We start from the raw sequence: 25,982 nt of genomic DNA, 5'->3' as shown, positions 1-25,982 counted from the left end.
GTCGTATCACGTGGCAGCGGACGACTGCCAGTGACCTGGACATGTGAGAGAGTTTCACCAGCAGGGGTGACACCCGGCGAACCTGTCCGGAGGTGCAAGGACCGATGACCGTCCTCGTGGCGTACAACGAGTCACCCCAGGGTGAGGCCGCGATGCGCGCCGCCGTCACCGAGGCGACGCGACGTGAGCAGGAGCTGGCCGTTCTCGTGCTGACTCCGCAGGTGGGGGCCAAGGTCCCCGCGGCGCTCGCCCACCTGCTCGACGCCGTCCCCGGCAGCGTCACCGTCGCGCCGATAGCGTTCCGCGCCGAGCAGGCCGACGTCGCCGACGCGATAGTCGACCAGGCCGAGGCGGTCTCGGCCGAGCTCGTGGTGATCGGCTCGCGCAAGCACTCGACGGTCGGGAAGTTCCTCGTCGGTTCGACGACGCAGCGGGTGCTGCTCGACTCCCCGGCGCCGGTCCTCGTGGTCAAGGCCGGCTACGCCTGACGCTCTGCCCGCAGAGCTCCCGCAACCGTTGGTCGAGCTCGTCGAGACCTGGTGAGGGGCCTCGACAGCTCGACCGACGGAGCAACACCGGGCTCATCAGGCCGTCGTGGTCAGACGAGCCCTGTGTGCCGGACTCTCAGGACGCGGGCCTGTGGGCCGGCGGGGATCTGGACGCGGACGGGACCGTCCCCGTCACGGACGACGTGCCACTCGTCGGCGGGCGGCCCGTAGGCGACGTCGACGGTTCCCGCGGGCAGGTCGAGCTCGAGCTCCGTGCCCTCGGTCCCGCGCCACCAGACGACGACCAGTGACTCGTCGATGCCGCGCAGGCCGGAGGCCACGAGCGGGGCGGTCCAGTCCGGCAGCCCGAGCGGCCAGAACGGGACGGCGTCGACCCGGTGGGACGTCCACCGCTTCGCCAGGTCCACGCCGTCGGCGACGAGCGCCGCCTGCTCGGGCGTCATGTCGTGCAGCCTGCCGGAGAGGTAGAGCTGCCCCGCGAGGCCCGTGGAGAGCGTGAAGACGATCTCCTCGTCGGTCATGTCGGGCTGCGGGTAGGCCCAGTTCGCCGCCTGCTCCGGCACCATTCCGACCAGCGCGCCGGCGGCGATCGGCGGGTAGAGCAGGGGGTTCTGCTGGTCCGACGTCGACTGCAGGTCGAGCCGGGACAACAGCGCGTAGTCCGAGCGCATGGCGCCGGAAGCACAGTTCTCGATCACCAGGTCGGGGTGCCGTGCGAGCACGCCGTCGATCCAGTCGAGGTGCGCACGGTTCTGCTGGAGCAGGCCGTCACCGGGGCTGTCTGCGTCCAGGTCGGTGCCCGCGCCCGGCGTGACGTTGTAGTCGAGCTTGAGGTAGTCGACACCGAAGCACTCGACCAGACGGTCGACCACCTCGTCCAGGTGCTTGACGACGTCGCGGTGCCGCAGGTCGAGCAGGTGCCTGTCGTGCTCGGTGAGCCGGACGCCGTGGCGCTGCAGGAACGCCTCGTCCGGCAGCCGCTCGGCGAGCGGGCTGCGCACACCCATGACCTCGGGCTCAAGCCAGAGCCCCGGCACCATCCCGGCGGCACGGATCGCGTCGACGACGCGGCGCAGGCCGCCTTCGGGGAACCGCGTGACCGAGGGCTCCCAGAGGCCCACGGAGTCCCACCAGTCACCGCCGTCGTCGTACCAGCCGGCGTCTATGCAGAAGTACTCGGCCCCGGACCGGCCCGCCGCGTCGATGAGCGGCAGCAGCTTGGCGGTCGTCGGGTCGCCCATGAGCGTGTTCATGTAGTCGTTGAAGACGATGACGGGACGGCGCGGGTCGCGGCGCAGCGCGCGGCGGTGCCGCGTCAGCTCGGCCAGCGACCCCTGCCAGCCCGCCGACGCCGCGACGGATACCGGCACGGTGTCGAACGACTCGCCCGCGCCGAGCACGCGGGTCCAGGCGTGGTCGTCGTCGGTGGGGCCGAACAGGCCCAGCACGAGCACATCGGAGTCCCGGGCGTCCAGGCGGACGCCGAGCTCCGCGCGCCACGCGCCGTTGTGCTCGACCTGCCAGGCGAGCGCGGGCCCGCCGTCGGCCAGGACGACGCCTGCCGGGTTGTACCGGCCGGACGACCACGTGCCCGTGCTGACCAGGCTGCGGGAGCCGCGGGCATCCTGGTGCTGGTGCGCGGGCAGGTCGAGCCCGACGAGTCCAGCCTGGTCCGAGAGCCTCGTCCAGGCCCAGCGGTTCTCGCCCACCCACTCGCCGTGGCCCTCCAGCGACAGGGTCTCCGCGACGGGTGCCGTCCCGACCGGGCGCCCGATCACCAGTGACGACACGGCCTGGAGCACCAGGGGCGCCGAGCCGTCGTTCCGGACCGTCGTCCACGACTGCAGCGAGGCGCCGTCCGCGCGCACCCGGAGGTGGGAGGTGACGTGCAGCGTGGTGGCGGCGTCGCCCTGGAAGACCCGGACCGTCCGCCAGCCGTCGGCCTCCGTCACGTCGTGGCCCAGCACGCGCAGCCGGGCTCCGATCGCCGTTGCGGTGTTGCGGGTGTTGCCGCTGGCCCGGCCGTGCCCGACCGCGAGGATCTCGACCAGGGGCTGGGTCGGGGTCTCGGCGTCGGCGGCCGTCGACAGCGCCGTCGACAGCGCCGCCGGGGCGTCGGTGGGCAGGACGAGCGCGAGCTCGGCCCCGTCCCGGGACCAGAGAGCTACCCGCGTCGCTGCTGGGTGATCGTTCGCCGTCGTCGGCTGGCTTCCTTGCACGACGTCATGAAAGCGCATATCAGAACCGAGCGCAAGACTCCGTCCGGCAGGACTGTTTCCATGGCGCTAGCGCGCCGCAACCGCTTTCAGCCGTCGTCGAGGGCGCGTGCGGCACGCGGCGCGGCCGAGGAGCGCAGGATCAGATCGGGGACAAAACGCACGGACGCCGGGACGGTCCCGCTGTCGATCTGAGCATTGAGCAGCTGGAACAGCTTCTGCCCCAGCCGGACGAAGTCCTGACGCACCGTGGTCAGCGGCGGCGTCCACAGGTGGCTGAGCGGGTGGTCGTCGAACCCGATGACGCTCACTTCCCCGGGCACGCTCCGGCCGGCGTCGGCCAGGCCCTTGGTCAGGCCCATCGCGAGCTCGTCGTTGCCGCAGAGCACCGCCGTCACCTCGCCCTGGTGGGCGAGCCGGGTACCCGCGTCGTAGCCGGAGTCCGGCGACCAGTCGGCGTACAGCACGGGCGGGACCGGGGCACCCGCCTCGGTGAGCGCGTCGCGCCAGCCCAGCAGCCGAGCGCTCGGCCGACCGGGCGACGGGATGGCCACGTGGTGCACGGTGCGGTGCCCGATCTCGAGCAGGTGCTTGGTCGCGCGCGCGGCGGCGAACCGGTCGTCCATGAACGCGTGCGCCACCTGCTCGTCCGCCGGCCGGCCCGACGCCGCGGCGACCACGGGCAGCCACGGCGGGATCGCGGCGAGCGCCGCGACGCCCGGGGGGTCGTACTCGAGCACGATGGCGCCGGCCATCGGCTGGCCGAGGGCGTGGTCGATCGCGGCGTCGACCGTGCGCCTGTCGTCGGTCTCGACCACGGAGATGACGACCATGTAGCCGGCCTGACGTGCGGCTTCCTCGATGCCCTGGAGCGTGGCGGCGTAGCCGTACCGCGTCGTGTTGCCGGCGAACACGGCGATCATGGGCTGCCCGCCGGTCGCGAGCGCCCGGGCGGCCCCGTTGGGCCGGAAGCCCAGCTCCTTGATCGCCGCCAGCACGCGTGCGCGGCGTTCGGGGCCTACCGGCACCGAGCCGCTGAGCACGCGGGAGACGGTGGGGACGGAGACGCCGGCGACGCGCGCGACGTCGGCGATGACAGGCGGCTTCATCGGGCGGTCAGGTTCCACGGGGCCAGGCTACGGCCAAACCCGGCAGCCGTCGGAGGGCACTCTTGCCAAACTCGGATGATTAACGCTTTCATGGTCCGGGCACCGCGTCGCTGAGACGATCTCGGTCCCGATCCACGAAGGTGTGGAACATAGGTGAGAATTCCTGATAACGCAGATCAGAACCGATCGCGGCGGCCGTACCCGTCAGCGATCCTGGCAGGCTCCCGACAGCAACGAGGATGGAGCGGTATCGCAGTGACACCTCTGACAGCGGCAACACCTACGGTCGCGCAGCCGGCGGCCACCGAACCCGAGAACCTCACGGTGGACCTCGGGGCGCCGACCGGAGCCTTCCGGGGCGGCGCCACCGGCACGCTCTACGGGTTCGGCGACGAAGGCGCACCCACGCGGGCGCTCATCAACGGTGCGCACATCACCAACTCGTCGCAGAAGCCGCCGTTCGGGACGCAGCACCCGAGCGGGGACGTCCTCAAGGTCGAGGAGGGCTTCTTCGCCAAGCACGGCGAGGAGCTCGCGGTCTACATCCAGGACCACTACCCCGACTGGACGTATCACGGTGGCGTGCGCGTGGGCGACGAGCGCACGTACGACCAGGCGACCGGGGAGTACGTCGAGGAGCCCAACGGTGTGTGGGACTACCTCGAGGTCGTCGAGCTCATGGTGGAGGTGATCGCCACGCAGTCCGACCACCCCGAGAAGTACCTGTTCATCCCCATCAACGAGCCGGACGGCATCTGGTACGAGGACTGGCCGACGATGCGGGACACCTTCCTCGCCGACTGGAAGGCGGTCCACGACAAGATCCAGGAGGTCTACGCCCGCCACGGGCTGGCGCCCGCCCGGATCGGCGGCCCTGGTGACGCAGGCTGGCAGCCCGAGCGGTCGCGGGACTTCCTCACCTTCGCGAAGCAGCACGACGTGCTGCCCGACGTCTTCATCTGGCACGAGCTCGGCATCGAGAACCTCGCGACGTTCCGGTCGAACTTCGCGGAGTATCGCGCGCTCGAACGCGAGCTGGACGTCACGCCGATCCCCGTCAACATCACCGAGTACGGCGTGCCGCGCGACATGGGCGTGCCCGGCCAGCTCATCCAGTGGTTCTCCATGTTCGAGGACGCCAAGGTCGACGCGCAGACCGCCTACTGGAACTACGCGGGCAACTTCTCCGACAACAGCGCCCGGCCCAACGGCGCCAACGGCGGCTGGTGGATGTTCAAGTGGTACGGCGACCTGGCCGGCTCGCAGACCGTCCGGGTGACGCCGCCCGAGCTGAACGTGACCGACACCCTGCAGGGCATCGGCGCGATCGACGCTGCCAACCGCCGGGCGACGGTCCTGTACGGCGGCACCGACTCCGACGTCCGCCTCGATCTGCGCGGCTTGTCCCCCGCCGTCTTCGGCGAGGCTGTCGACGTCGAGGTCCGCGAGGTCACGCTGAGCGGCGCGGAGGGCCTGGCGGGCACGCCCCGCGTCGTCCACGCGGTCGACGGGGCACCGGTCGCGGACAACGGCACCCTGGAGCTCACCGTGCCGACCTACGACCGGTACGCCGCCTACCAGGTGGTGATAACCCCGGCGCAGGACCGGACGGTCACGGTGGACCCGGTCTGGACGACCAGCATCGAGGCCGAGGACACGGAGCTCACGGCGGCCCAGACCCGCGTCCAGGACCCGCAGGGGTCCAAGGGCTGGACGTTCCTCGCCTCGGGCGGGCAGGACGTAGGGTCGTTCAACCAGCCGACGTCGGCTGCCGACTGGACGGTCACGGTGCCGCGCACCGGTACGTACCGGTTCCAGGTCATCGGTGCCACGCCGGGCGAACCCGGCCGGCACGCGCTGTTCGTCGACGGCGCGCACCGCGACGACATCCAGTACGCGGCCAACCTGGCCCTGACCGACACCGCCCGGTGGCAGTACCGCGGCAGCACGGAGGTCGCGGTGGAGCTCACCGAGGGCAGCCACGTCCTGTCCGTCCGGGCGAGCCGGGACGGCAACGAGGTCCTGCCGGGCTCCGACATCACGCTCGACAAGTTCCTGCTGACCGACATCACCGACGGTGAGCCGACCACGTACCCCGCCAGCACCCTGCGCTACTACGGCGGCGCGGGCCTGAGCTGGCAGTCCGGCACGCGGGGCTTCGGCGCCCTCGCGGGCGAGGGCCAGCGGGCCGACGCGTACGTCACCGCCATGGAGACCGGCTACTACGACGTCGCCGTCGAGTACCACACCGCCGGGGCGTCGGACCTGCGGCTGGCGCTCGGGGGCCGGGTCCTCGCGGACGTGCGGGTCCCGGACGGCGGCCACCGCCGCACCACCGTCCGCGCCCACCTCAGCGAGGGGATCAACGAGCTCGAGCTGCGGTCGGGCCGTGGCGCCCGCGTGAAGTCGGTGACCGTCACCCGGGCCGCCGAGGGCGACGCCGCGGCGTCGACGTTCGAGGCCGAGGAGCTGACCCTGCGCGGCGACGCGGCAGTGGTGAGCCTCGACCCGTCGTCGGGCTCGAACGCCTCCGGGGGCAAGTACGTGGGGTGGGTGGGTCAAGGTGCCGGCAACCACATCGCCGTCCCGCGCGGCGCCGGGTTCGACGCTCCCGGCGAGTACGACGTGGTGGTCCACTACGCGAACGCCGAGCTCTCCGGGGAGCACTACTACAACCCGCAGGTGGTCGACCGGCAGGTCGTGGTCACCGAGGGCGACGCCGCGGCACCCGTCGGCTCCGCGTACTTCCGGTACACCTACTCGTGGCACAGCTTCTGGGAACGGACCATCCCGGTCACGCTGACCACGGGTACCGACGAGCTCCGCATCGGAAACCCGACGTCCTGGGCTCCGGACATCGACAGGGTGACCGTGGCCCCGCTGGTCGTCGGGACGCCGACGACGATCCGGGTGCGCTGACCTGTCAGAAGCCCGCGGGCCGTCCGCGGCTCAGGCTGGATGAGCGCCAGCTGCAGCCCGGGTCTCGATCCGGCCGATGACGTCATCCAGGATCGGGGTGGGGATGTCGTGGGACGCCGCCCGGCGCCGGACCGCGCCGCCGATGGCATCGAGCTCACCCTCGTGGCCGGCCTCGATGTCGGCCTGCAGCGACGACCGCATGGGGGCCGGGAACCCGCTCAGGATCCCGTGCAGGTCCTCGCCCGTGGTCGGCACGCCCTCGGCGGTGGCGGTCGCGGCGATCTCGGCCAGCAGGCCGGACGTCAGCTCCGGGTCACGGCTCAGCGCGTCCCCGATACCGGTCGCCCAGGCCGAGGTGAGCAGGGCGAGCGGCGCGAGGAACCGGAGCTTCTTCCACAGCACCTCGGTCTCGGTGCCGCCGGTGAGCACCTCGATGGGCGTGTCCCGCAGGGCGGTCACGACGCCGAGCTCGGCGGCGTCGTCGGGCACGACCGCGCGCAGCAGGGTGCCACGGTGCCGGACGAGAGCCGGACCGAAGCCGCCCGCGCCCGTCCGCAGCGTCTCGCCCGCGATGGTGGCGCCCACGACCCGCGCCCCGGGCAGCGCCGCGCGCAGCACGTCCAGGTGGTCCAGGCCGTTGAGCAGCGAGACCACCTCGGTCGGCGCGGTGCCGGCGAGCAGCGTGGCGGCGTCGGCGACGCCCTCCGCCTTGACCGCCACGATCACGCGTGCGCCGTGCGGAACCACCGCCGCGGCCGTGAGCGGGGCGTGCCAGGTGCCGAACTCGTCGGTCCGTACGTCGAGGCCGTGCTCCGAGACCTGCTGGGCGGTCCGCTCCCGGGCCACCACGACGACGTCGTGCCCCGCCCGCTGCAGCATGGCGGCCACCAGGCCACCGATCGCACCGGGTCCCACGACGGCGATCACGTTCTCAGTCATGGGCGACATCGTAGGCAGGTGCCGACCGCGCGCTAACAGGGGATCGGCGCGACGACCTTACGAACCCCTAACCTGCGCTCCGGCGCCACCGAACGCGTATGCCGCTGGTCTACTCTCGGGACATGGCAGTCACTCTCGGGATCCCGTCGGTGCGTGGCGTGCCCCGACGCGCCGCGACACCCACCGGCCGCCCGCGCCCCGAGACTCCGCTGCTCGTGGACCGGTACGGCCGCGTGGCGCGCGACCTGAGGGTCTCGATCACCACCGCGTGCTCGCTGCGCTGCACGTACTGCATGCCGGCCGAGGGCCTGCCGCTGGTGCCGCAGGACGAGTTGACGACGCCCGAGGAGATCGGCCGGCTGGTCGGCATCGGCGTGCGTGACCTCGGTATCCGCGACATCCGGTTCACCGGCGGCGAGCCGCTCATGCGGCGCGACCTGGAGGACATCATCGGCGCGGCCCGGACGGCGGCGGACGACGGGATGACGGCCGTCCGGAGCACCCGCGGCGGCACCCCGGAGCGTGTCCGCATCGCCATGACGTCCAACGCGCTCGGGCTGGACAAGCGCGTGAACGCGCTGGTCGCGGCCGGGCTCGACCGGGTCAACGTCTCCCTCGACACGGTTGACCGGGAGGCGTTCGCGACCCTGACCCGCCGCGACCGCCTCGACGACGTGCTCAAGGGAATCCGCGCGGCGCTGGCCGCCGGGCTGGCGCCGGTCAAGATCAACGCGGTGCTCCTGCCCGAGACCCTGACGGGCGCCGCGGACCTGCTCGCGTGGGCCGTCGAGCACGGCTGCAACCTGCGCTTCATCGAGGAGATGCCGCTCGACGCGGACGGGCAGTGGACGCGCGACGACGTCGTGAGCGCCGCCGACCTGCTCGGCGTGCTCGGGTCGCGGTTCCGGCTGACGCCCGCCGGCCGGGAGGACCCCTCGGCCCCCGCCGAGGAGTGGCTGGTCGACGACGGTCCGGCGACCGTCGGGATCATCGCGTCGGTGACCCGGTCCTTCTGCGGGGCCTGCGACCGCACCCGGCTGACCGCCGAGGGCACCGTCCGCTCGTGCCTGTTCGGCAACGAGGAGACGGACCTCAAGGCCCTGCTGCGCAACGGCGCCACGGACGACGAGGTGGGCGACGCCTGGCGCGCGGCGATGTGGGCCAAGCCCCGCGCGCACGGCAGCGACGCCGTCGAGCTGGCGTCGGACGCCTTCGCCCAGACCGAGCGCAGCATGGGCGCCATCGGCGGCTAAGTCGGCCGAGGGCGTCGAGATGCATATTGGCGTTTCGTCCATTTGCAAAGTAGAACTTCGTCGAGTTTACAAATAGGACGTCGTCCAACTGCTAGATTCGAGGCATGGCATACCAGCGCCGGATCGTCGACGACGTCCTCGACGAACTGTTCCCCGACTTGGCCGCAATCGCCCTGGAGGGAGCCAAGGGCGTGGGAAAAACAGCTACGGCCAGCCAGAGAGCGACGACGACCCTGACGCTCAGCGAACCTCGCCAGCGGGAGGTGCTCACAGGCAACCCCGACTACGTGGTCCAGGCACCGCCTCCCGTGCTCATCGACGAGTGGCAACTCGAACCATCCGTCTGGGACCGAGTGCGCCGAGCCGTCGACGACAACAGTGCGGGCGGACAGTTCCTGCTTGCCGGATCAGCCGGTATTCCACCCGGGGTGAGAATCCACTCCGGAGCTGGGCGCATCGTCAGCTTCCCGATGCGGCCTCTTGCGTTCTCTGAACGAGCTTTGGGCGAGCCGACCGTCTCCCTTAGGACCTTGCTCCAGGGCGGACAGTCGGAGATCGCCGGCCGCACAGCCACCGACCTACCGACGTATACCGACGAGATCCTTAGGTCAGGGTTCCCTGGTATTCGAGAGCTTCCGGAGCGCGCCCGCAGGGTCCAGTTGGACAGCTACGTGACACGGATTGCAGAACGAGAGCTCCCCGAGAACGGTGTCATCGTCCGGCGACCGAACGCTCTCAAGTCTTGGCTCACCGCCTACGGTGCTGCCACGGCCACCGATGCGTCGTACTCCACGATCCTGGACGCCGCGACGGCAGGAGAGAACGACAAACCAACACGCCCCACTGCCGACTCCTACCGCGAGCATCTCCAACGAATCTTCGTTCTCGACCCGATTCCGGCCTGGATACCCACGTTCAACACTCTCAAGCGTCTTACCCACGCCCCCAAGCACCACCTCGTCGATCCCGCGCTCGCCGCTCGCCTGGTCGGAGTCGGCAAACCTGGCCTGCTACGTGGCGAGGGAACACGGGTCTCGGCGCAGACGGGCACCTGGCTCGGAGCACTCTTCGAGTCGCTCACGGCACAGAGCGTGCGGGTCTACGCAGGAGCAATCGATGCCGAAGTTGGACACCTCCGCACGAAGAACACTGATCACGAGGTGGATCTGATCGTCGAAGGGGAAGACCGACAAGTCGTCGCGATCGAGGTCAAGTTGGCAGCCACGATCACCGACAAGGACGTACGGCACCTCAATTGGCTCCATGATCAGATCGGTGATCGTCTGGCAGACCGAGTAGTCATCACGACCGGCGAGTTCGCCTACCGCCGGCCGGACGGGGTCGCCGTCGTGCCCCTGGCACTGCTCGGACCCTGACCCCCTACACCCACCGAACGCAGCATGGGCACGATAGGCGGCTGACCCGTCCTTTGTGGTCAGGGGCGATGTGTGGGCGTGGTTGAATTTCGGCGTGAGTACAGCGACCGAACGGCCGCACCGCATCATGATCGTGACCGACGCCTGGGAGCCGCAGGTGAACGGCGTCGCCACGGCGCTCTCCCGCACGGTCACCGAGCTTCGCCGCATGGGCTGTGCCGTCGAGGTGGTGACACCGTGGGACGGGTACCGGACCATCCCCCTGATCAGCTACTCCGAGATCCGTGTGCCGATCATGGCCCGCGACGACGTGGAGCGGCGGTTCCTGGAGTTCGCGCCCGACGCGGTGCACATCGCCACCGAAGGTCCGCTCGGCTGGTACGCGCGCGCCGTCTGCGACCACTTCGGCTTCCCCTTCACGTCCAGCTATCACACTCAGTTCCCCGAGTACCTGACCGCCCGCTGGTCGTGGATCCCGCTCTGGGCCGGGTACCGGTACATGCGCAAGTTCCACGGCAAGTCCGGCGCCGTCCTGGTCACGACGCCGACCATGCGCGCGCAGCTGACCCGGTGGCGCATCAGCAACGTGACGCCGTGGAGCCTCGGCGTGGACACCGAGCAGTTCCACCCCCGTCGACGGGCGGCGACGGCGGACCCCGGACGGGGCCGCGGGGTCTACGGCGACCTGCCCGGACCCGTCTTCCTGTACGTGGGGCGGCTGGCCGTGGAGAAGAACGTCCAGGCGTTCCTCGACCTCGAGCTGCCGGGCTCGAAGGTGGTGGTCGGCGACGGACCGGCCAGGACCGACCTCGAGGCGGACCACCCCGACGCGCACTTCCGGGGACGCCGTTCGGGCGAGGACCTGGCACAGCACTTCGCCGACGCCGACGTCCTGGTCTTCCCGAGCCGCACCGACACGTTCGGCCTGGTCATCCTGGAGGCGATGGCGTCAGGCACCCCCGTGGCCGGCTTCGACGCACCCGGTCCGCGCGACCTCATCCCGGGGTCCGGCGCTGGGGCCGTCGACGACGACCTGCGGGCCGCCTGCCTCGCCGCGCTGGACTGCTCACGCGAGGAGACGCGCCGGTACGCCGAGCTCTTCTCGTGGCGGGCGTGCGCCGAGGCGTTCTACGCCCAGCTCGACGTACCGCCCCCGCCGGTGCGGGAGCGCATCTGGCGGCGCGGCATGCACCGGCTGCCCGCCATCAACCTGAGCGTGCCGAACCTGACCAGCTTCACCGTGACCGGCCTGTCGATGCCGAGCCTGACCCTCCGGTCGGCGCGGAACCTGACCCAGCGCATGCACCCGGCCCGGCTCCCCGAGCTGCTGCCGGACCGGATGCCCGGCAGCGACACGGTCCGCCGGGCGGCCACGCGGATGCGCCGGATCGCTACAGACCGACCCATTCGGACTCGCCGTCGGTGAACTGCTGCTTCTTCCAGATCGGCACCTCGGCCTTGATGCGCTCCACCAGCAGGGAGCACGCCTCGAACGCCTCCTTGCGGTGCCCGGCCGACGCCGAGGCCACGAGCGCGACGTCCCCCACCACGAGGTGCCCGAACCGGTGGGTCGCCGCGACCCGCAGCCCCGTCTCGGCGGCCACCGCCTGGCACACTTTTTGCAGGACGGCGGTCGCGTCGGGGTGCGCCTCGTAGTCGAGGCTCGTGACGTCCCGGCCGCCGTCGTCGTCGCGGACCACACCGCGGAACGTCACCACGGCGCCGCACTCGGGGGCCGCCACCGCTGCCTCGACGGCCCGCCCGACGGCGTCGTCGAGCACGTCCTGCGTCACCCGCACCACCTGGTCCATCAGTACTCCCTCGTCCGTGCCGAGCGCGGGCCCGGCATCACAGCGGCCATGTGGTCACCTCGGCGCCCTCGTCGAGCCTAGTCGCGGCGGCGGGGACGTCGATCAGCACGTCCGCGGCCGCCATCGACGCCACGAGGTGCGACCCCGGCCCGCCGACGACGGCGACCCGCGCGACGGCGTCGTCGACCCAGCGACCCCGCAGGAGCTGACGCCTCCCGGCCGGTGAGACGATCGCGGCGTCGAGCACCGCGGGGACCTGTCGCACGGGCGGGAGGCCACCGGCCTGCCGCAGGAGGTCGCGGAGGAACACGACGAACGAGACCTGGGCGCTGACCGGGTTACCAGGGAAGGCGAGCACCGGCGTGCCGGCGAACCGCCCGAGGCCCTGCGGCCCGCCGGGCTGCAGGGCCACCGAGCGGAACGTGACCTCCGGCAGCGCGTCCTTGACCACCTCGTACGCACCCTGGCTGACGCCGCCGGTCGTGAGCACGAGGTCACACATCGCCGCAGCGCGCTCCAGGCCCGTGCGCACGACCTCGGGGTCGTCGGGGACCGTCAGGCGCAGGCCCACCTGCCCGCCCGCCGCGACGACGGCGGCCGCGAGCGCCGGGCCGTTGGCGTCCCAGATCTGGCCGGGGCCTGGCTCGGCGTCGGGTGCGACGAGCTCGCTCCCCGTGGACACGACGGCCACCGAGACCGGCACGCGGACCGTCAGCCGCGCGATACCGCAGGCCGCGGCGGCCGCCACGTGATGCGGCGCCAGCACCGTCCCGGCGCGCAGCACCACGGTGCCCTGCGCGACGTCGGACCCGGGCTCCCGGACGAACTCGCCAGGTTCCCGCCCGCGGGCGATATCGACGTTCATCGCGGAGTCGTGGTGGGCGGCGTTGTCGTGGGCGCCGTTGAACGTCACGTGGTCCGTGTCCTCGACGGGGACCACCGCGTCGGCGCCCTCGGGTACGGGCGCGCCGGTCATGATCCGGACCGCGGTGCCGGGCTCCAGCGGCGCAGGCTCGCCCGGCGCCGCGGCGACGTCGCCCACGACGGGCAGGGTGACGGGCGCCCCGGGCCCAGCCGGGGCGACGTCGGCCGCGCGGACCGCGAAGCCGTCCATCTGCGAGTTGCGGAAGCGCGGCAGCGGCCCGGGGGCGACGACGTCGCTCGCCAGCACGCGCCCGAGCACCCCCCGGTGGACGGACACCTCCTCGGTGGGCCGGTCGGCGAGCTCCGCGAGGAGCTCCGCGACGTCGGCCCGATGCTGTTCCACGTCAACGCGCTCGCTCATGCTCGCAACCTACCCGGGACACCCCGGGCGAAGCACACCGGTTGCTCTGGCGCCCGGACGCTACCGGCGCCAGAATCGACCATGCACATCCACGCGCTGAGCAACAACGGGACGACGCCCGACGGCGCTCTCGTGCGCCGGGACTCCCAGTCCCCGGACGGCCTGCGGATCCTCGACTCGGTACTGGCCATGCGCCCTACGCCCGACGTGGTGCTGCGGGCCCGGCAGCGGGTGGAGTACGACGGCAACATCCGCAACTGGGTGCGCTACTCCACGCAGCGCGAGCCCGGCGGCGTGGACGTCACGTTCGACCGCGCGGACCTCCCGCCCGGTGCGCGCGACGGCGTGCCCTCGTTCGCGCGGTACCTGCTGGTGCTGGAGCTCGCCACGGTCGGCTCCTGGGCCGAGTACATCCAGCTCGACGACGCCGACCCGACGCGCACCCGGCAGGCCCTGCTGATCCGCACCGACACACAACCGCTCCTGCTGCCCGACGGCATCTCGACGTCGGCGATGCGCATCGACCAGCTGCTCGACGGCAGCCCGGCCAACTCGTTCTGGTGCGACAGCTTCGGCGTGCTCCAGGCCGACTACATCGAGACGTTCCCCGACGGCACCCAGCTCAGCGGCGTCTCGTGGCGCACCACCTGGGAGGGCATAGTGCCCTGGCTCGACACCGAGGTGCGGGGCGCGCTCGACGCCTCGGGCATCCTGGCGTAGCCCGGGCATCCTGGCCCGGCTCGCGGCGCGCCCCGTCTAGCGGTGCACGTGCGCCCGGTGCCCGACCGCCGCCGAGACGTCCTGCTCGGCCACGGCGAGCAGGCGGTCGGCCAGCCGCCGCAGCGCGCGGGCGGCGGCGATCTCGTCGCCGATCAGCGGCACCTCCGGGTCCTCCGGCGACTTCCTCGCGTGCCCGACGGCGCGCAGCGCGTCCGGCGGACCGTTCGTCACCGTCGCCTCCGCCGTCGTGCTGCCGCCCGACTCGACCACGGTGATCCGCACGTCCCAGGTGACCGCCCTGGCCTGCCGCGGCTCACTCCACTCGTCCGAGACGGCCTCGACCTGGGCGTCGACGATCGTGTCGGAGCCGGGGTAGACGAGCGTCTCCTCGCCGGTGTCGGACCACCTGACCCGGTAGGGCGGCGAACCGTCGTCGTGGGGACACCCGGTCACCACGCCGTCGCGCACCACACCGCCGACCACTCCCGAGGCCGTGACTATCCGGTCGCCAACCGCTGCCTTCATGGGGTCCTCCTCGCGTCGCTGCGATCGGTTCCATCATCTCCCCCTTTCGCCGGCCGTGTCGGACGCACCGGTAACTCGCACGACATCAGCGTTTGACGAGTGCGTGGGATTCTGAAGCTCGGGCAAGTGCTCGAACGACGGGAGGCGCGCCGAATGCGGGATCTGCTGCCGCAGCTGCTGGACTGGTGGCGCGCCGACGAGCGCGTCGTGGTCGCCACGGTGGTGCGCACCTTTCGGTCGGCGCCGCGTGAGCCTGGTGCCGCGATGGCCGTCGGGCCGGGCGGCGAGGTGATCGGCTCGGTGTCCGGGGGCTGCGTCGAGGGCGCGGTGTACGACCTGTGCCTGGAGGTCGCCGAGACCAGCCGCCCCGTCCTGGCGCGGTACGGCGTCTCCGACGAGTCCGCCTTCGAGGTGGGCCTGACCTGCGGCGGAACCATCGAGGTGTTCGTCGCCCCGCTCTCGCGCACGACCTGGCCGGACTTCGAGCCCTTCGCCCGGCAGGTCCTGGGCACCGGCCCGGCGCTGCCCGACGGCGGCGCGCGCACGTCGGGCGTCTGCCTCGCCACGGTCATCGCAGCGGAGGCGGGCGCGGGCACCAGCGCTGACCCGGACGCCGTCGCCGCCCCGCTGGGCCGGCGCCTCACGATCACGGCCGACGGTCAGGTCGGGGACGGAGCCGCTCCGATGCGCGCACCCAGTGATTCGGCCCGGACTTCGCCCTTCTACGGGCCCAATCCCTGGGCTGCGGCGGGCCGCCCAGCCGTGGATCCGCTCCTGGCTGCGGTCGCCTCCGACGCCGTCGGACAGATCGCCGCCGGCGCCTCCGACGTGCGGGAGTACGGGCCACGCGGCGAGCGCACCGGGACCGGGACGCGCGTGTTCCTGCAGGTCTTCGCCCCGCGCCCGCGTCTGCTGGTGTTCGGCGCCATCGACTTCGCCGCGGCGATGGCGCGCGCCGGACGCCTGCTCGGTTATCGGGTGACGGTGTGCGACGCGCGCCCGATCTTCGCGACGTCGGCGCGCTTCCCGGAGGCCGACGACGTCGTCGTCGACTGGCCGCACCGGTACCTCGCCGCCGAGATCGAGGCAGGACGGGTCACCGAGCATGACGCCGTGTGCGTGCTGACGCACGACCCGAAGTTCGACGTGCCGCTGCTGCGCACCGCCCTCACTGACCTGCCGGCCGGGACGTATGTGGGCGCGATGGGCTCGCGCCGGGCGCACGCGGAACGGGAGTCCCGGCTGATCGAGGACGGCGTCCCGCCCGAGGCCCTCGCGCGGCTGCGCAGCCCGATCGGCCTGGACCTCGGCGCGCGCACCCCGGACGAGACCGCCGTGTCGATAGCGGCCGAGATGATCGCCGCCCGCTCGGGCGCCTCGGCCCGGCCGCTGCGAGAGACGGACGGCCCGATCCACGGCTGAGGTCCAGGGTCCGACCTGCGCTGAACCGGGGGCAGCCCGCACGGACCGCAAGACGACCCCTACACGACGCACGCGACACGCCGACGATCGCGTGCACTGTGTTGGAGTCGCTTCCCCCGCCTGCCGATATGCAGGGGCCGACGACCGAAGCCCGGCTCTACGCTGCGAGCATGGCCGCACCAACTCAGACCATCGTCCCGCCCAAGCTCCGTTCCGGCGACACCCTCCGGGTCGTCGCACCCGCCAGGTCGCGGGCGATGATCATGGAGCACGACAACACCCGGTGGATCGACGAGCGGTTCGCCGCCATGGGCCTCACCCTCACGTTCGGCGAGCACGTCGACGAGGACGACCAGTTCCGCAGCGGCACCATCGAGCACCGCGTGGCGGACCTGCACGCCGTGTTCGCCGACCCGGACGTCGCCGGGATCCTCACCGTGATCGGCGGCTTCAACAGCAACGAGCTGCTCCCCCACCTCGACTTCGACCTGATCGCCGCCAACCCGAAGGTGTTCTGCGGGTACTCGGACATCACCGCGCTGCAGAACGCGATCCTCGCCCGCACCGGCCTGGTCACGTACTCGGGGCCGCACTGGTCGAGCTGGGGCATGCGCGACCACTTCGAGCCCACCGGGGACTGGTTCCGCGCCGCCGTCATGAGCGACGCCCCGATCGCCGTCGAACCCGCCAAGGCCTGGACCGACGACATGTGGTTCGCCGACCAGGACGCCCGCACCCTCGTGGCGAACGAGGGCTGGTGGGCACTGCGCCCCGGGCAGGCCTCGGGCCGGATCATCGGTGGCAACCTCGGCACGCTCAACCTGCTGCAGGGCACGCCGTACATGCCGTCGCTCGACGGCGCGCTCCTCTTCCTCGAGGACGACTTCGAGTCGGACGCCGCCCACGTCGCGCGCTGCCTCACCTCCCTGCTCCAGCTGCCCGACGCCGAGGGCGTGGCCGGGCTGGTCGTCGGCCGGTTCCAGGCCAGCTCGGGCGTGACGCGCGAGGCGCTCGACGAGATCGTCGCCCGCCAGCCGGCCCTGCGCGGCAAGCCGGTGCTGGCCGGCATGGACTTCGGGCACACGAGCCCGCTGCTCACGTTCCCGGTCGGCGGGACGGCGGAGCTCGCCGTCGCCGAGGACGCAACAAGCGTGACGATCACGCGCCACTGACTCCGCGTGTCAGACGCCGAGATCACCAGAGCGACTTGAGTGTCTGACGTCCGCGGGGGCGACGCCGAGCGCACCGTAAGTCAGACTTCGCGATAGTTATTCTGAGTTAGCGCCCGTAAGTCAGAACAACGCGCCGGAGATGTGGCGCTAGGCGCCCTTTTGCGCTCCGCATCCTGTTCATTCCGGCCTCAGCGCGGAACTCGTCGTCCGCCGTCGGCGAACCCGGAAATTGAGTCGGGTCGACTCAGGTTGAGCCTGATATCAATCCCATCCGGAGGAGAACACCATGACCACCGTTCTGACTCGTTCGCCGTTCACCCAGACGTGGCTCCGCGACCCGTGGAGCCCGCAGTCCGCCGTCGACCAGGGCCCCGTGCCCGCGGCCGACGTCTACCGCGAGGGTGAAGACCTCGTCGCCCGCCTCGACCTGCCGGGCGTCGACCCGGCCACCGACATCACCGTCGAGGTCGAGGGTCGCAAGCTCGTCGTCCGCGGCGAGCGCAAGGACCAGCGCTCGGAGGAGTCCGAGGGCCGCCGCATCTCGGAGGTCCGCTTCGGTTCCTTCCGCCGCACGGTCACGCTGCCGAAGACCGTTGACGGCGACGCCGTCAGCGCGTCCTACGACGCGGGCGTGCTGACGGTCACCGTCCCCGGCGTCTTCGCCGGCACGACGCCGCAGCGCATCGAGGTCAAGACCGCCGCCTGATCACCTCAGCGGCCTCACGACGGCGCCCGACCGCACCAGCGGCCGGGCGCCGCCCGCGTTCCCGGCCCTGTGCGGGCAGCCGTGGGAGGGCGTGGGGAAAACCCGTATGTGCCTTTCTGCCCGTTGTGCGGTGCCGCCAGGCGCCGCTACTTTTCGTGAGCACTGTTTCGTCATCACCCACGCATCGCCCGTGACACACCGGAGTGCACGCGCGACTGCCGATGCTGTGCCCGTCGCCCGGTTCCGTGCGGCGGGAGAGACATGTTCTCGAAGGAGCGTTCGATGCGTAGCACGAGGCACCGCACCACCCGCACCGCCCTGACGGCGGTGGCAGCCCTGACCCTTGTCCTGTCGGCCTCGCTCGTCACGTCCGCGGCGGCGGCACCCAAGGTGTCCGACGGCCGGGCCGCACCTGCGTCGGGCACCGCTGCCGCGCAGGACGCCGCAGCGCAGGCCGCCGCCCTGACCTGGTCCGACGAGTTCAACGGTGCCGCGGGCAGCGCGCCCAACGGCGCCAACTGGAACTTCGAGACCGGCGCAGGCGGCTGGGGCAACAACGAGCTGCAGAACTACACCAACTCCCGGAACAACTCGGCCCTGGACGGCAACGGCAACCTGGTGATCACCGCCCGCCAGGAGGGCGGCGGCTACACCTCCGCCCGGCTCACGACCAAGGGCAAGGTGCAGCCGCAGTACGGCCGCCTGGAGGCGCGGATCAAGATCCCGCGCGGCCAGGGCATCTGGCCCGCGTTCTGGATGCTCGGCGGCCAGTTCCCGGGCACGCCGTGGCCGAACTCCGGCGAGATCGACATCATGGAGAACATCGGCCGCGAGCCCAACCGGGTGCACGGCACGCTGCACGGCCCGGGCTACTCGGGCGGCAACCCCATCACCGGCTCGTACCAGCACCCGCAGAACTGGTCCTTCGCCGACGACTTCCACACCTTCGCGATCGACTGGAGCCCCAACTCGATCACCTGGCTCGTGGACGGCAACGCGTACCAGACGTTCACGCCGGCGAACACCGGCAGCAGCCCGTGGGTCTTCAACCAGCCGTCCTTCTTCATCCTGAACGTCGCGGTCGGCGGCAACTGGCCCGGCTACCCCGACGGGAGCACGCAGTTCCCGCAGCAGATGGTCGTCGACTACGTCCGCGTCTACGACTCCCAGGGCGGCGGAGGCGGCGGCACCGGCACGGTCCGGGCGAGCAACGGCATCTGCCTCGACGTCGCGGGGGCCGCCACGGCGAACGGCACGCCCATCCAGCTCGCGAACTGCAACGGCAACACCGCCCAGCAGTGGACGGTCGGCACGGACGGCACCGTCCGCGCGCTCGGCAAGTGCCTCGACGTGTCAGGCGGCGGCACCGCGGCGGGCACCGCCGTCCAGCTCTGGGACTGCAACGGCACCGGGGCCCAGCAGTGGGCCTCGACCAGCGGCACGCTGGCGCTGCGCAACCCGCAGTCGGGCCGCTGCCTGCAGCCCGTCGGCCGGGCGCAGACCGACGGCACCCGCACCGAGATAGCCAACTGCGACGGGAGCACGGTCCAGCGCTGGACGCTTCCGTAGCCGCAGCCAGTCCCAAGAACGACCCCTCCATCGTGCACGCGACACGCCGATGATCGCGTGCACGATGTAGGGGTCGTTCCCGGGACTGGTCGGTCAGCGAGCGAGGGCCGCCGCGCCCACGACCGTCGCGTCACCCCCGAGCACCGCACGGCGCACCTCGATCGGATGCCCCGACACGGGCGGTTCCTCGCGCAGCCGGGCCAGGAGCGCGGGTTCCAGCAGGTCCCACGCGCGGGCGAGGCCACCGCCCACCACGACGTGTCCGACGTCGAGCAGCGCCGCGAGCATCAGCACCGCGGAGCCGACGGCGTGCCCGGCGTCGGCGAGCACCCGGACCGCCGTCGGGTCTCCTGCGCGCGCCCGGTCCTCGATCTCCGCGGCCCCGACGTCCGCACCGTCGCCGAGCTCCGCGTACCTGCGGGCCACCGACCGGCCGGAGGCCAGCGTCTCCAGGTGCCCCCGTTGACCGCACGTGCAGCGCGCGTCGCCGAACCCGGGCATGTGCCCGATCTCGCCCGCCGCCCCCGCGCCGCGGTACAGCGCGCCGTCCAGCCACAACGCTCCCCCGACACCCGTCCCGAGCGCGATACCCGCCGCGGAGCGGACGCCCCGGACGGCACCCCACGTCGCCTCGCCCACGAGGAACGAGTCGACGTCGTTCGCGGCGACGACCCGTAGCCCCGTCCGCCTCACGATCCCGTCCCTCAGGTTGGTGCCCACCCACCCGGTGAACGAGTCGCTGGCCGCGAGCACCTCCCCCGTCCCAGGGTCGACGACGCCCGCCGCGCCGACCCCGACAGCCGCCACCAGTACCCCTGCCGAGGCGACGGCGCGCGCGACCAGGTCCGCGGCGACGTCGAGCATCGCCTCCCCGCCCGACGGCGTCGGCGCGGTCGCCGAGGCGAGCACCGCACCACCGGGCGCGACGACGGCGGCGCGGATCTTGGTGCCGCCGATGTCGACCCCCGCAGTCGGATCGCCGCTCATCGGGCGGCGCCCGGGGCGAGCCGCTGCCTGGCCTCGCGCCGTTCACGCTGGGCGACGGGATCGGGCGTCGGCACGGAGGCCAGCAGCTCCGCCGTGTACAGCTCCCGCGGGGCGCTGAACACGTCCGCCGTCCTGCCGCTCTCGACGAGGCGGCCCGCCCGCAGCACCGCCACCCGGTCGGTCAGCTCGTGCACGACGCCGAGGTCGTGGCTGATGAACAGGCAGCCGAAGCCCAGCTCCGCGTGCAGGTCCTTGAGCACCTGCAGCACCTCTGCCTGCACCGAGACGTCGAGCGCGCTGGTGGGCTCGTCGGCGACCAGGAGGCGCGGCCGGAGCGCCAGGGCGCGCGCCAGCCCGATGCGCTGCCGCTGCCCGCCGGAGAACTCGTGCGGGTAGCGGCGCTCCGCCCCTACGGGCAGGCGTACGGCGTCCAGCAGCTCGCGGACCCGCGCCCGCCGCTCGGCTCCCGACAGCCGCCGCCCGTCGCGGCCGTGGATCGCCAGCGGCTCCGCGATCGACTCGCCCACGAGCTTGCGCGGGTCGAGCGACGCGCCCGGGTCCTGGAACACGACGCCGACGTCGGCCAGGAGACGCCGTCGGGCCCGGCCCCGTGCCCTGGCGACCGAGGCGCCGAGCAGCAGCACCTCACCCTCCGACGGCGTCAGCAGGCCCAGGCAAGCCCGGCCCGCCGTGGACTTGCCCGATCCGGACTCACCGACCAGGCCCAGCATCTCGCCCGCGCGCACGGTGAGGTCGAGGCCCCCCACCGCGCGCACGTGCCGGCCCTGGACGCGATAGTCCAGGCTCACGCCACGCAGCTCGAGCACCACCTCTCCGGATGACCGCGAAGCAGAGGGTGTGTCCGATTCTCCCTGGTCTCGCCGGGGAGACTCGGACACACCCTCTGCTTCGCGGTCGTCCAGCGAGGCCGGCGGGACCGCCGGGACCGCGTCGAGCAGCGTGCGCGTGTACTCGTGCTCCGGCGCGAGCAGCACCTGCTCCACGGGCCCGTGCTCCACGATCCGGCCGTCCCTCATCACGGCCACGTCGGAGGCGATGTCGGCCACCACCCCCATGTTGTGCGTGACCAGCAGCAGCGCGGTGCCCCGCTCGGCGACCAGCTCGCGCAGCAGGTCCAGGATCTCGGCCTGCACGGTCACGTCGAGCGCCGTCGTCGGCTCGTCCGCCACGATCAGGCGCGGCTCGCAGGCCAGCGCGATCGCGATGACCACCCGCTGCCGCTGCCCGCCGGACAGCTCGTGCGGGTACTGCCGCGCCCGCCGCTCCGGCTCGGGGATACCGACCGCCCGGAGCAGCCCGACCGCCCGTTCGCGAGCGACGGCCCGCGGGACCCGCTCGTGGTTCAGCACGGCCTCGGCCACCTGGTCGCCCAGCGTCATGGTCGGGTTGAGCGCCGTCATCGGCTCCTGGAAGACCATGGACGCCACGCGGCCGCGGAGGTCCACCAGCCCGTTCTCGGGCGTGGCGACGACGTCGCGCGGCCCACCGCCGTCGAACAGCTCCACCGAACCCGTGACCCGAGCCGTCGAGGGCAGCAGGCCCAGCACCGAGAGTGACGTGACGCTCTTGCCGGAGCCCGACTCCCCCACCAGGGCGACCACCCGGCCGCGCCCCACCTCAAGGTCGACGCCGCGGACGGCGGGCACGTCTCCGGACCCGGTACCGAACGTGACGTTCAGGTCCCGGATGCGCAGGACGACGTCGTCCCCCTGCTGAGCCTGGGCGGGCAGCGCGCTCATGTGGTCCTCCCCTTCACGTCGACGACGTCCCGCAGCCCGTCGCCCACGAAGTTCAGGGCGCACACGACGATCACTATCGCGAGGCCCGGCGGCAGGATGAGCCACCAGGCGCCCTGGTAGATGTAGTTGATGCCGTCGTTGAGCATCGCGCCCCAGTCGGTGGTGGGCGGCTGGATGCCCATCCCGAGGAAGCTGATGTAGGCGACGAGCAGGATGGCGTCGGCGACCTGGAACGTCGCGTTCACGACCACCGTGCCGACAGTGTTCGGGATGACGTGCGAGATGACGGTGCGGCCGTGCGACGCACCCATGGCGCGCGCCGCGACCACGTAGTCGCGGGTCCGGACGGACAGCGCCTCCGCCCGGATCAGCCGGGCCGGGACCAGCCACGACACCATGCCCAGCACGACGATCATCATCCCGACCGTCGGCCGCACGATCGTGGAGAGCACCAGCAGCAGGAAGATCGCGGGGATGGCGATCCCGGCGTCGACCACGCGCATCATGACGGCGTCCACCGGGCCGCCCACGTACCCGGCGATCGCGCCCCACAGGGTGCCGACCACCGTGGCGAGCACGCCCGCGGCCACGCCGACCAGCAGCGATACCCGGCCGGCGACCATGAGCCGGCCCAGGTTGTCGTAGCCGAGCGCGTCGGTGCCCAGCGGATGCCCGTCGACGCCGGGCGGCAGGTTCGCGGCCGCGAGGTCGGTCGCGACCTGCTCCGTCGGATACACCCACGGCCCGAGCACGGCGAACAGCACCAGCACGGCGAGCGCCACCGCGCCGACCACGGCCAGCCGGTTCGTCGTGAAACGTCGCAGAGCGGTCATCGTGCGGCCCCCCGGGTGCGTGGGTCCAGGAGCGCCTGGACGACGTCGGCCACCAGCGAACCGACGACCGTGGCGACCGAGATGACGAGCACGCAGCCGAGCAGCACCGGGAAGTCGCTGCTCTGCGCGGCGCTCCAGAACAGCAGGCCCATGCCCGGGTAGTTGAAGAGCTGTTCGACGACGAGCGCGCCGCCGAACATGACGGGCAGGTAGTAGCCGAGCATCGCGACGACGGGCGTCAGCGAGTTGCGCAGCACGTGCCGGAGCACCACCGCCCGGTAGGCGGTGCCCTTGGCCCGGGCGGTGCGCACGTAGTCCTCGCCGAGGTTGTCCAGTGTCGAGGACCGCATGTAGCGGCTGAACGTGGCGACTATCGGCACGGCTCCCGTGAGCACCGGCAGCACGAGGCCGGCGGGCTGGGACAGCACCTCCAGGACCCCGTTGCCCTGTGGTGCGGCCGCCGGGAACAGCCCGGCGGTCTGGCTGAGCAGCAGGATCAGGAGCATCCCGAGAAAGAACGTGGGGGTCGAGTAGGCGACGATCGCGAGCGTCGAGAGCCAGTAGTCGACGGCGCGGTTGCGCCGCACCGCCTGGTAGACGCCGACCGGCACCGCGACGAGCACCGCGGCGACGAGCGACAGCCCGGTCAGCAGCAGCGTCTTGGGCAGACGCAGGGCTATCGCGTCCGAGACTGACTGGTTGAGCAGGTACGAGTCGCCGAGGTCTCCGGTCAGGGAGCGCCCGAGGAACGACAGGTACTGCATGACGACGGGCTGGTCCAGGCCGTTCGCGGCCTCGAACGCCGCTATCTGCTCCGCGCTGGCCTGCTGGCCGAGGACACCTCTGGCCGGGCCGCCGGGCAGCGCGTGCAGCAGCGCGAACACGATCACGCTGACGACGAGGACCACGACGAGCGCCTGGAGCACCCGCCTGATCAGGAAGCGGCCGAAGCCGCCGCGCTGTGCCCTGGCGGGCACGGGCGCGGCGACCCCGGGTGGGACGGTCCGGCTCTGCGCGGACCCGCCCTCTGTCGCTGGAGCGTCTGTCATGTCAGTCGGCCCAGCTCCAACGCTGCGGGTGGAAGCTCGCCAGCGGGTCCTGGGTGGTGCCCTCGAGGCCGTTCTTGATCACCGACACCTGGTAGACCGGGTTCGGCAGCCACATGACCGGCAGGTTCTCGGCGCCGTACCTCGAGTACTCCTGCATCACCGACGGGTCGGTGCTCTCGGTGGAGTCGTGCATGAGGGTGTCGAGCTCCTCGTCGGAGTACGAGCCGAAGTTCGACGCCGCCCCGGTGCCGAACACGCGCTCGCCGCTCGGATAGCCGCCGAAGTACCAGCTGCCCGCCGTGCCGAAGAACGGCAGCTGCCAGTCGCAGTCCGGCTGGTCGGCGGTGCACGGGGCGATGGACGAGAGCACCGTGTTCAGCGGCGCCGACTCGATGGTGACGGCGACGCCCGCCTTGTCGAAGGTGGACTTGATCTCGGCGAACATGTTGTCGGTCTCGGCCGAGCCGCTCTGCGTCAGGATCGTGATCGCGAGCTTCTGGCCGTCCTTGACGCCCTCGCCGCACTCGTCGTCCCCGTCACCCGGGGCGGCGCACTCGAGCACGCCGTCGGAGCCCGCGGTCCAGCCGTGGTCGGCCAGCAGCGTGGCGGCGGCCTCCGGGTCGAACGGGTACGGGTTCTCCTTCTGCTCGTCGGAGAGGAAGTCGCTCTCGGGGTTCTGCGGCACCGGGCCGTAGCCGGGCAGCGCCGCGCCCTTCCAGATGACGTCAGAGATCTGCTCCTGGTCCACGAGGTGCTGCAGCGCCTGGCGCACGTAGAGCTGGCGGTAGACCGGACCCAGCTCGGGGTGGTTGAAGTTGTACGGCAGGTACGTGATGGACCAGCCCGCCCACGGCTCGATCGTGTAGTCGAGCTGCTCGTACTGCTCCGGCGCGTCGAGACCGGTCGTCGGGATGTACCCGTAGTCCACCGCGCCGGACCGGACGGCGTTCACCTCGGCGTCCGTCGACGTGTACGGCAGAAGGTTGACGGTGGTGATCGAGGCGGCGTCGTCGCCGTCGTACTTGTCGTTCTTGGTGAGCTCGACCTGGCCGGCGTCGGTGAACCCGGTCAGCGAGTACGGCCCGTTGATGGTCTGCCACAGCGGGTTCGACTCGTAGGTGGACAGGTCCTCGCTCTGCGTGACGAGGTAGTCGAAGATCTCCTTCGCGCCCTCGTCCGTCTCGGCGAGCGCCGGGTCGGGCTCGGCGTCGTCGGAGGTCTTGGCCCAGGCGTGCGCGGGCAGCGGCACGATGAGCGTGAGCTGGGACGCCTGCAGCCACTCCGGGTTGTAGACCTTGTCGAAGGTCAGCTCGACGGTCTTGTCGTCGGGGGTCGCGACCTCGGTGACGTTGTCGGGCATGCGGCCCTCGGAGTAGCTGGCCCAGACGTCGGTGTTGGCCTTGACGAGGTCGAACCAGAACTTCACGTCCGCGGAGGTGACGGGCTCGCCGTCGCTCCAGGTGCGGTCGTCCAGCGTGATGGTCGCGGTGCGGCCGTCGTCGGAGAAGGTGATGTCGGAGGCGAGGTCGGCCTGCGCGACGCGCCCCACCTCGCCCTCGGAACCGTCGTAGGCGACGAGCGGCTCCCAGAGGGTGCGCATGATCGCGGAGTTGTGGGTGGCGAGCTTGCCCGCGATCCCGAGCGGCACTATCCAGTTCGGGGTCGCGTTGGCGGGCAGCGCGTAGTTGACGTCGGTGCGGCCGGCCGCCCCGTCCGCCCCGTCCGCACCGGAGGACGTCGAGCATCCGGCGAGGAGGGCGACGGCTGCGGCAGCCCCGACGGCCAGCCGTACGGCCCGTACGGCATGCGTGGTGCGCATCTG

21 protein-coding genes are annotated in these 25,982 nt (G+C 71.9%); 10 read left to right on the top strand and 11 right to left on the bottom strand.

Annotated elements, in window-relative coordinates:
• The first annotated feature begins 104 nt into the window (after positions 1 to 104).
• The gene (locus tag ACQEVI_RS16945; RefSeq protein WP_432900860.1) at positions 105 to 488 is read left to right on the top strand and encodes a universal stress protein; all 384 of its coding nucleotides are present in this window, start codon (positions 105 to 107) and stop codon (positions 486 to 488) included.
• Between the two features lie 110 nt (positions 489 to 598).
• Here ACQEVI_RS16945 and ACQEVI_RS16940 read toward each other — a convergent pair whose 3' ends face one another.
• Complete coding sequence (locus ACQEVI_RS16940) at positions 599 to 2,728, bottom strand: glycoside hydrolase family 36 protein (protein WP_432900859.1); 2,130 nt, start codon at positions 2,726 to 2,728, stop codon at positions 599 to 601.
• A gap of 86 nt (positions 2,729 to 2,814) precedes the next feature.
• Positions 2,815 to 3,852: a LacI family DNA-binding transcriptional regulator gene (locus ACQEVI_RS16935; protein WP_432900857.1), complete on the bottom strand. Its 1,038-nt coding sequence runs from the start codon at positions 3,850 to 3,852 to the stop codon at positions 2,815 to 2,817.
• A 237-nt stretch (positions 3,853 to 4,089) separates the two neighbouring features.
• Between ACQEVI_RS16935 and ACQEVI_RS16930 the strand changes: the two genes are divergently transcribed.
• Positions 4,090 to 6,753, top strand: coding sequence for a hypothetical protein (locus ACQEVI_RS16930; protein WP_432900855.1), 2,664 nt, complete (start codon positions 4,090 to 4,092; stop codon positions 6,751 to 6,753).
• Positions 6,754 to 6,783: 30 nt separating this feature from the next.
• Here ACQEVI_RS16930 and ACQEVI_RS16925 read toward each other — a convergent pair whose 3' ends face one another.
• On the bottom strand, positions 6,784 to 7,692 hold the full coding sequence (locus ACQEVI_RS16925; RefSeq protein ID WP_432900854.1) for a ketopantoate reductase family protein: 909 nt from the start codon (positions 7,690 to 7,692) through the stop codon (positions 6,784 to 6,786).
• A 122-nt stretch (positions 7,693 to 7,814) separates the two neighbouring features.
• Between ACQEVI_RS16925 and moaA the strand changes: the two genes are divergently transcribed.
• The 3 genes from moaA (at position 7,815) to ACQEVI_RS16910 (ending at position 11,747) form a co-directional block, all read left to right on the top strand.
• Positions 7,815 to 8,945: a GTP 3',8-cyclase MoaA gene (gene moaA, locus ACQEVI_RS16920; RefSeq protein WP_432900852.1), complete on the top strand. Its 1,131-nt coding sequence runs from the start codon at positions 7,815 to 7,817 to the stop codon at positions 8,943 to 8,945.
• A gap of 104 nt (positions 8,946 to 9,049) precedes the next feature.
• Positions 9,050 to 10,321 (top strand): ATP-binding protein, encoded by a 1,272-nt coding sequence (locus ACQEVI_RS16915; protein WP_432900850.1) that lies wholly within the window; start codon positions 9,050 to 9,052, stop codon positions 10,319 to 10,321.
• Between the two features lie 94 nt (positions 10,322 to 10,415).
• Complete coding sequence (locus ACQEVI_RS16910) at positions 10,416 to 11,747, top strand: glycosyltransferase family 4 protein (RefSeq protein ID WP_432900848.1); 1,332 nt, start codon at positions 10,416 to 10,418, stop codon at positions 11,745 to 11,747.
• Here the strand turns inward: ACQEVI_RS16910 and ACQEVI_RS16905 are convergent.
• Together ACQEVI_RS16905 and ACQEVI_RS16900 are read right to left on the bottom strand one after the other, a co-directional pair.
• Positions 11,713 to 12,132, bottom strand: a complete 420-nt coding sequence (locus ACQEVI_RS16905) for a molybdenum cofactor biosynthesis protein MoaE (protein ID WP_419704002.1) — start codon at positions 12,130 to 12,132, stop codon at positions 11,713 to 11,715. The two genes, ACQEVI_RS16910 and ACQEVI_RS16905, sit on opposite strands and share 35 nt — an antisense overlap.
• A gap of 37 nt (positions 12,133 to 12,169) precedes the next feature.
• Positions 12,170 to 13,417 carry a molybdopterin molybdotransferase MoeA gene (locus ACQEVI_RS16900; RefSeq protein WP_432900847.1) on the bottom strand — a complete coding sequence of 416 codons (1,248 nt, stop codon included), beginning with the start codon at positions 13,415 to 13,417 and terminating at the stop codon, positions 12,170 to 12,172.
• 81 nt (positions 13,418 to 13,498) lie between these two features.
• Here ACQEVI_RS16900 and ACQEVI_RS16895 point away from each other — a divergent pair, with 81 nt between their 5' ends.
• A complete protein-coding gene (locus tag ACQEVI_RS16895; RefSeq protein WP_432900845.1) occupies positions 13,499 to 14,137 on the top strand; it encodes a hypothetical protein in 639 nt (212 codons plus the stop codon).
• A 36-nt stretch (positions 14,138 to 14,173) separates the two neighbouring features.
• Here the strand turns inward: ACQEVI_RS16895 and ACQEVI_RS16890 are convergent, their stop codons facing one another.
• Positions 14,174 to 14,662 (bottom strand): dsRBD fold-containing protein, encoded by a 489-nt coding sequence (locus ACQEVI_RS16890; protein ID WP_432900843.1) that lies wholly within the window; start codon positions 14,660 to 14,662, stop codon positions 14,174 to 14,176.
• Between the two features lie 153 nt (positions 14,663 to 14,815).
• Between ACQEVI_RS16890 and ACQEVI_RS16885 the strand changes: the two genes are divergently transcribed.
• The 4 genes from ACQEVI_RS16885 (at position 14,816) to ACQEVI_RS16870 (ending at position 19,531) form a co-directional block, all read left to right on the top strand.
• On the top strand, positions 14,816 to 16,084 hold the full coding sequence (locus ACQEVI_RS16885) for an XdhC family protein (protein ID WP_432900841.1): 1,269 nt from the start codon (positions 14,816 to 14,818) through the stop codon (positions 16,082 to 16,084).
• A 170-nt stretch (positions 16,085 to 16,254) separates the two neighbouring features.
• Positions 16,255 to 17,256 carry a S66 family peptidase gene (locus ACQEVI_RS16880; RefSeq protein WP_432900839.1) on the top strand — a complete coding sequence of 334 codons (1,002 nt, stop codon included), beginning with the start codon at positions 16,255 to 16,257 and terminating at the stop codon, positions 17,254 to 17,256.
• A 286-nt stretch (positions 17,257 to 17,542) separates the two neighbouring features.
• Entirely contained in the window at positions 17,543 to 17,962 is a 420-nt protein-coding gene (locus tag ACQEVI_RS16875) for an Hsp20/alpha crystallin family protein (RefSeq protein WP_432900837.1), read from the top strand.
• Between the two features lie 282 nt (positions 17,963 to 18,244).
• Positions 18,245 to 19,531, top strand: a complete 1,287-nt coding sequence (locus tag ACQEVI_RS16870) for a family 16 glycosylhydrolase (RefSeq protein ID WP_432900835.1) — start codon at positions 18,245 to 18,247, stop codon at positions 19,529 to 19,531.
• Between the two features lie 93 nt (positions 19,532 to 19,624).
• Here the strand turns inward: ACQEVI_RS16870 and ACQEVI_RS16865 are convergent, their stop codons facing one another.
• The 5 genes from ACQEVI_RS16865 to ACQEVI_RS16845 are packed head-to-tail and all read right to left on the bottom strand — an operon-like array spanning position 19,625 to position 25,979.
• Complete coding sequence (locus tag ACQEVI_RS16865; RefSeq protein ID WP_432900833.1) at positions 19,625 to 20,518, bottom strand: ROK family protein; 894 nt, start codon at positions 20,516 to 20,518, stop codon at positions 19,625 to 19,627.
• On the bottom strand, positions 20,515 to 22,278 hold the full coding sequence (locus tag ACQEVI_RS16860; protein WP_432900831.1) for a dipeptide ABC transporter ATP-binding protein: 1,764 nt from the start codon (positions 22,276 to 22,278) through the stop codon (positions 20,515 to 20,517). Before ACQEVI_RS16860 ends, ACQEVI_RS16865 begins: the two co-directional genes overlap by 4 nt.
• Positions 22,275 to 23,111, bottom strand: a complete 837-nt coding sequence (locus ACQEVI_RS16855) for an ABC transporter permease (protein WP_432900829.1) — start codon at positions 23,109 to 23,111, stop codon at positions 22,275 to 22,277. Before ACQEVI_RS16855 ends, ACQEVI_RS16860 begins: the two co-directional genes overlap by 4 nt.
• Positions 23,108 to 24,160 (bottom strand): ABC transporter permease, encoded by a 1,053-nt coding sequence (locus ACQEVI_RS16850; RefSeq protein WP_432900827.1) that lies wholly within the window; start codon positions 24,158 to 24,160, stop codon positions 23,108 to 23,110. Before ACQEVI_RS16850 ends, ACQEVI_RS16855 begins: the two co-directional genes overlap by 4 nt.
• A gap of 1 nt (position 24,161) precedes the next feature.
• Positions 24,162 to 25,979 (bottom strand): peptide ABC transporter substrate-binding protein, encoded by a 1,818-nt coding sequence (locus tag ACQEVI_RS16845; protein ID WP_432900825.1) that lies wholly within the window; start codon positions 25,977 to 25,979, stop codon positions 24,162 to 24,164.
• Positions 25,980 to 25,982 lie beyond the last annotated feature (3 nt).

It is taken from the genome of Promicromonospora sp. CA-289599 (genome assembly GCF_050936155.1).
In the GTDB taxonomy this organism is placed as follows: Bacteria; Actinomycetota; Actinomycetes; order Actinomycetales; family Cellulomonadaceae; genus Promicromonospora.
Note: the sequence above shows the minus strand (reverse complement) of the source record. Positions and strands in the feature narration are given on the sequence as shown.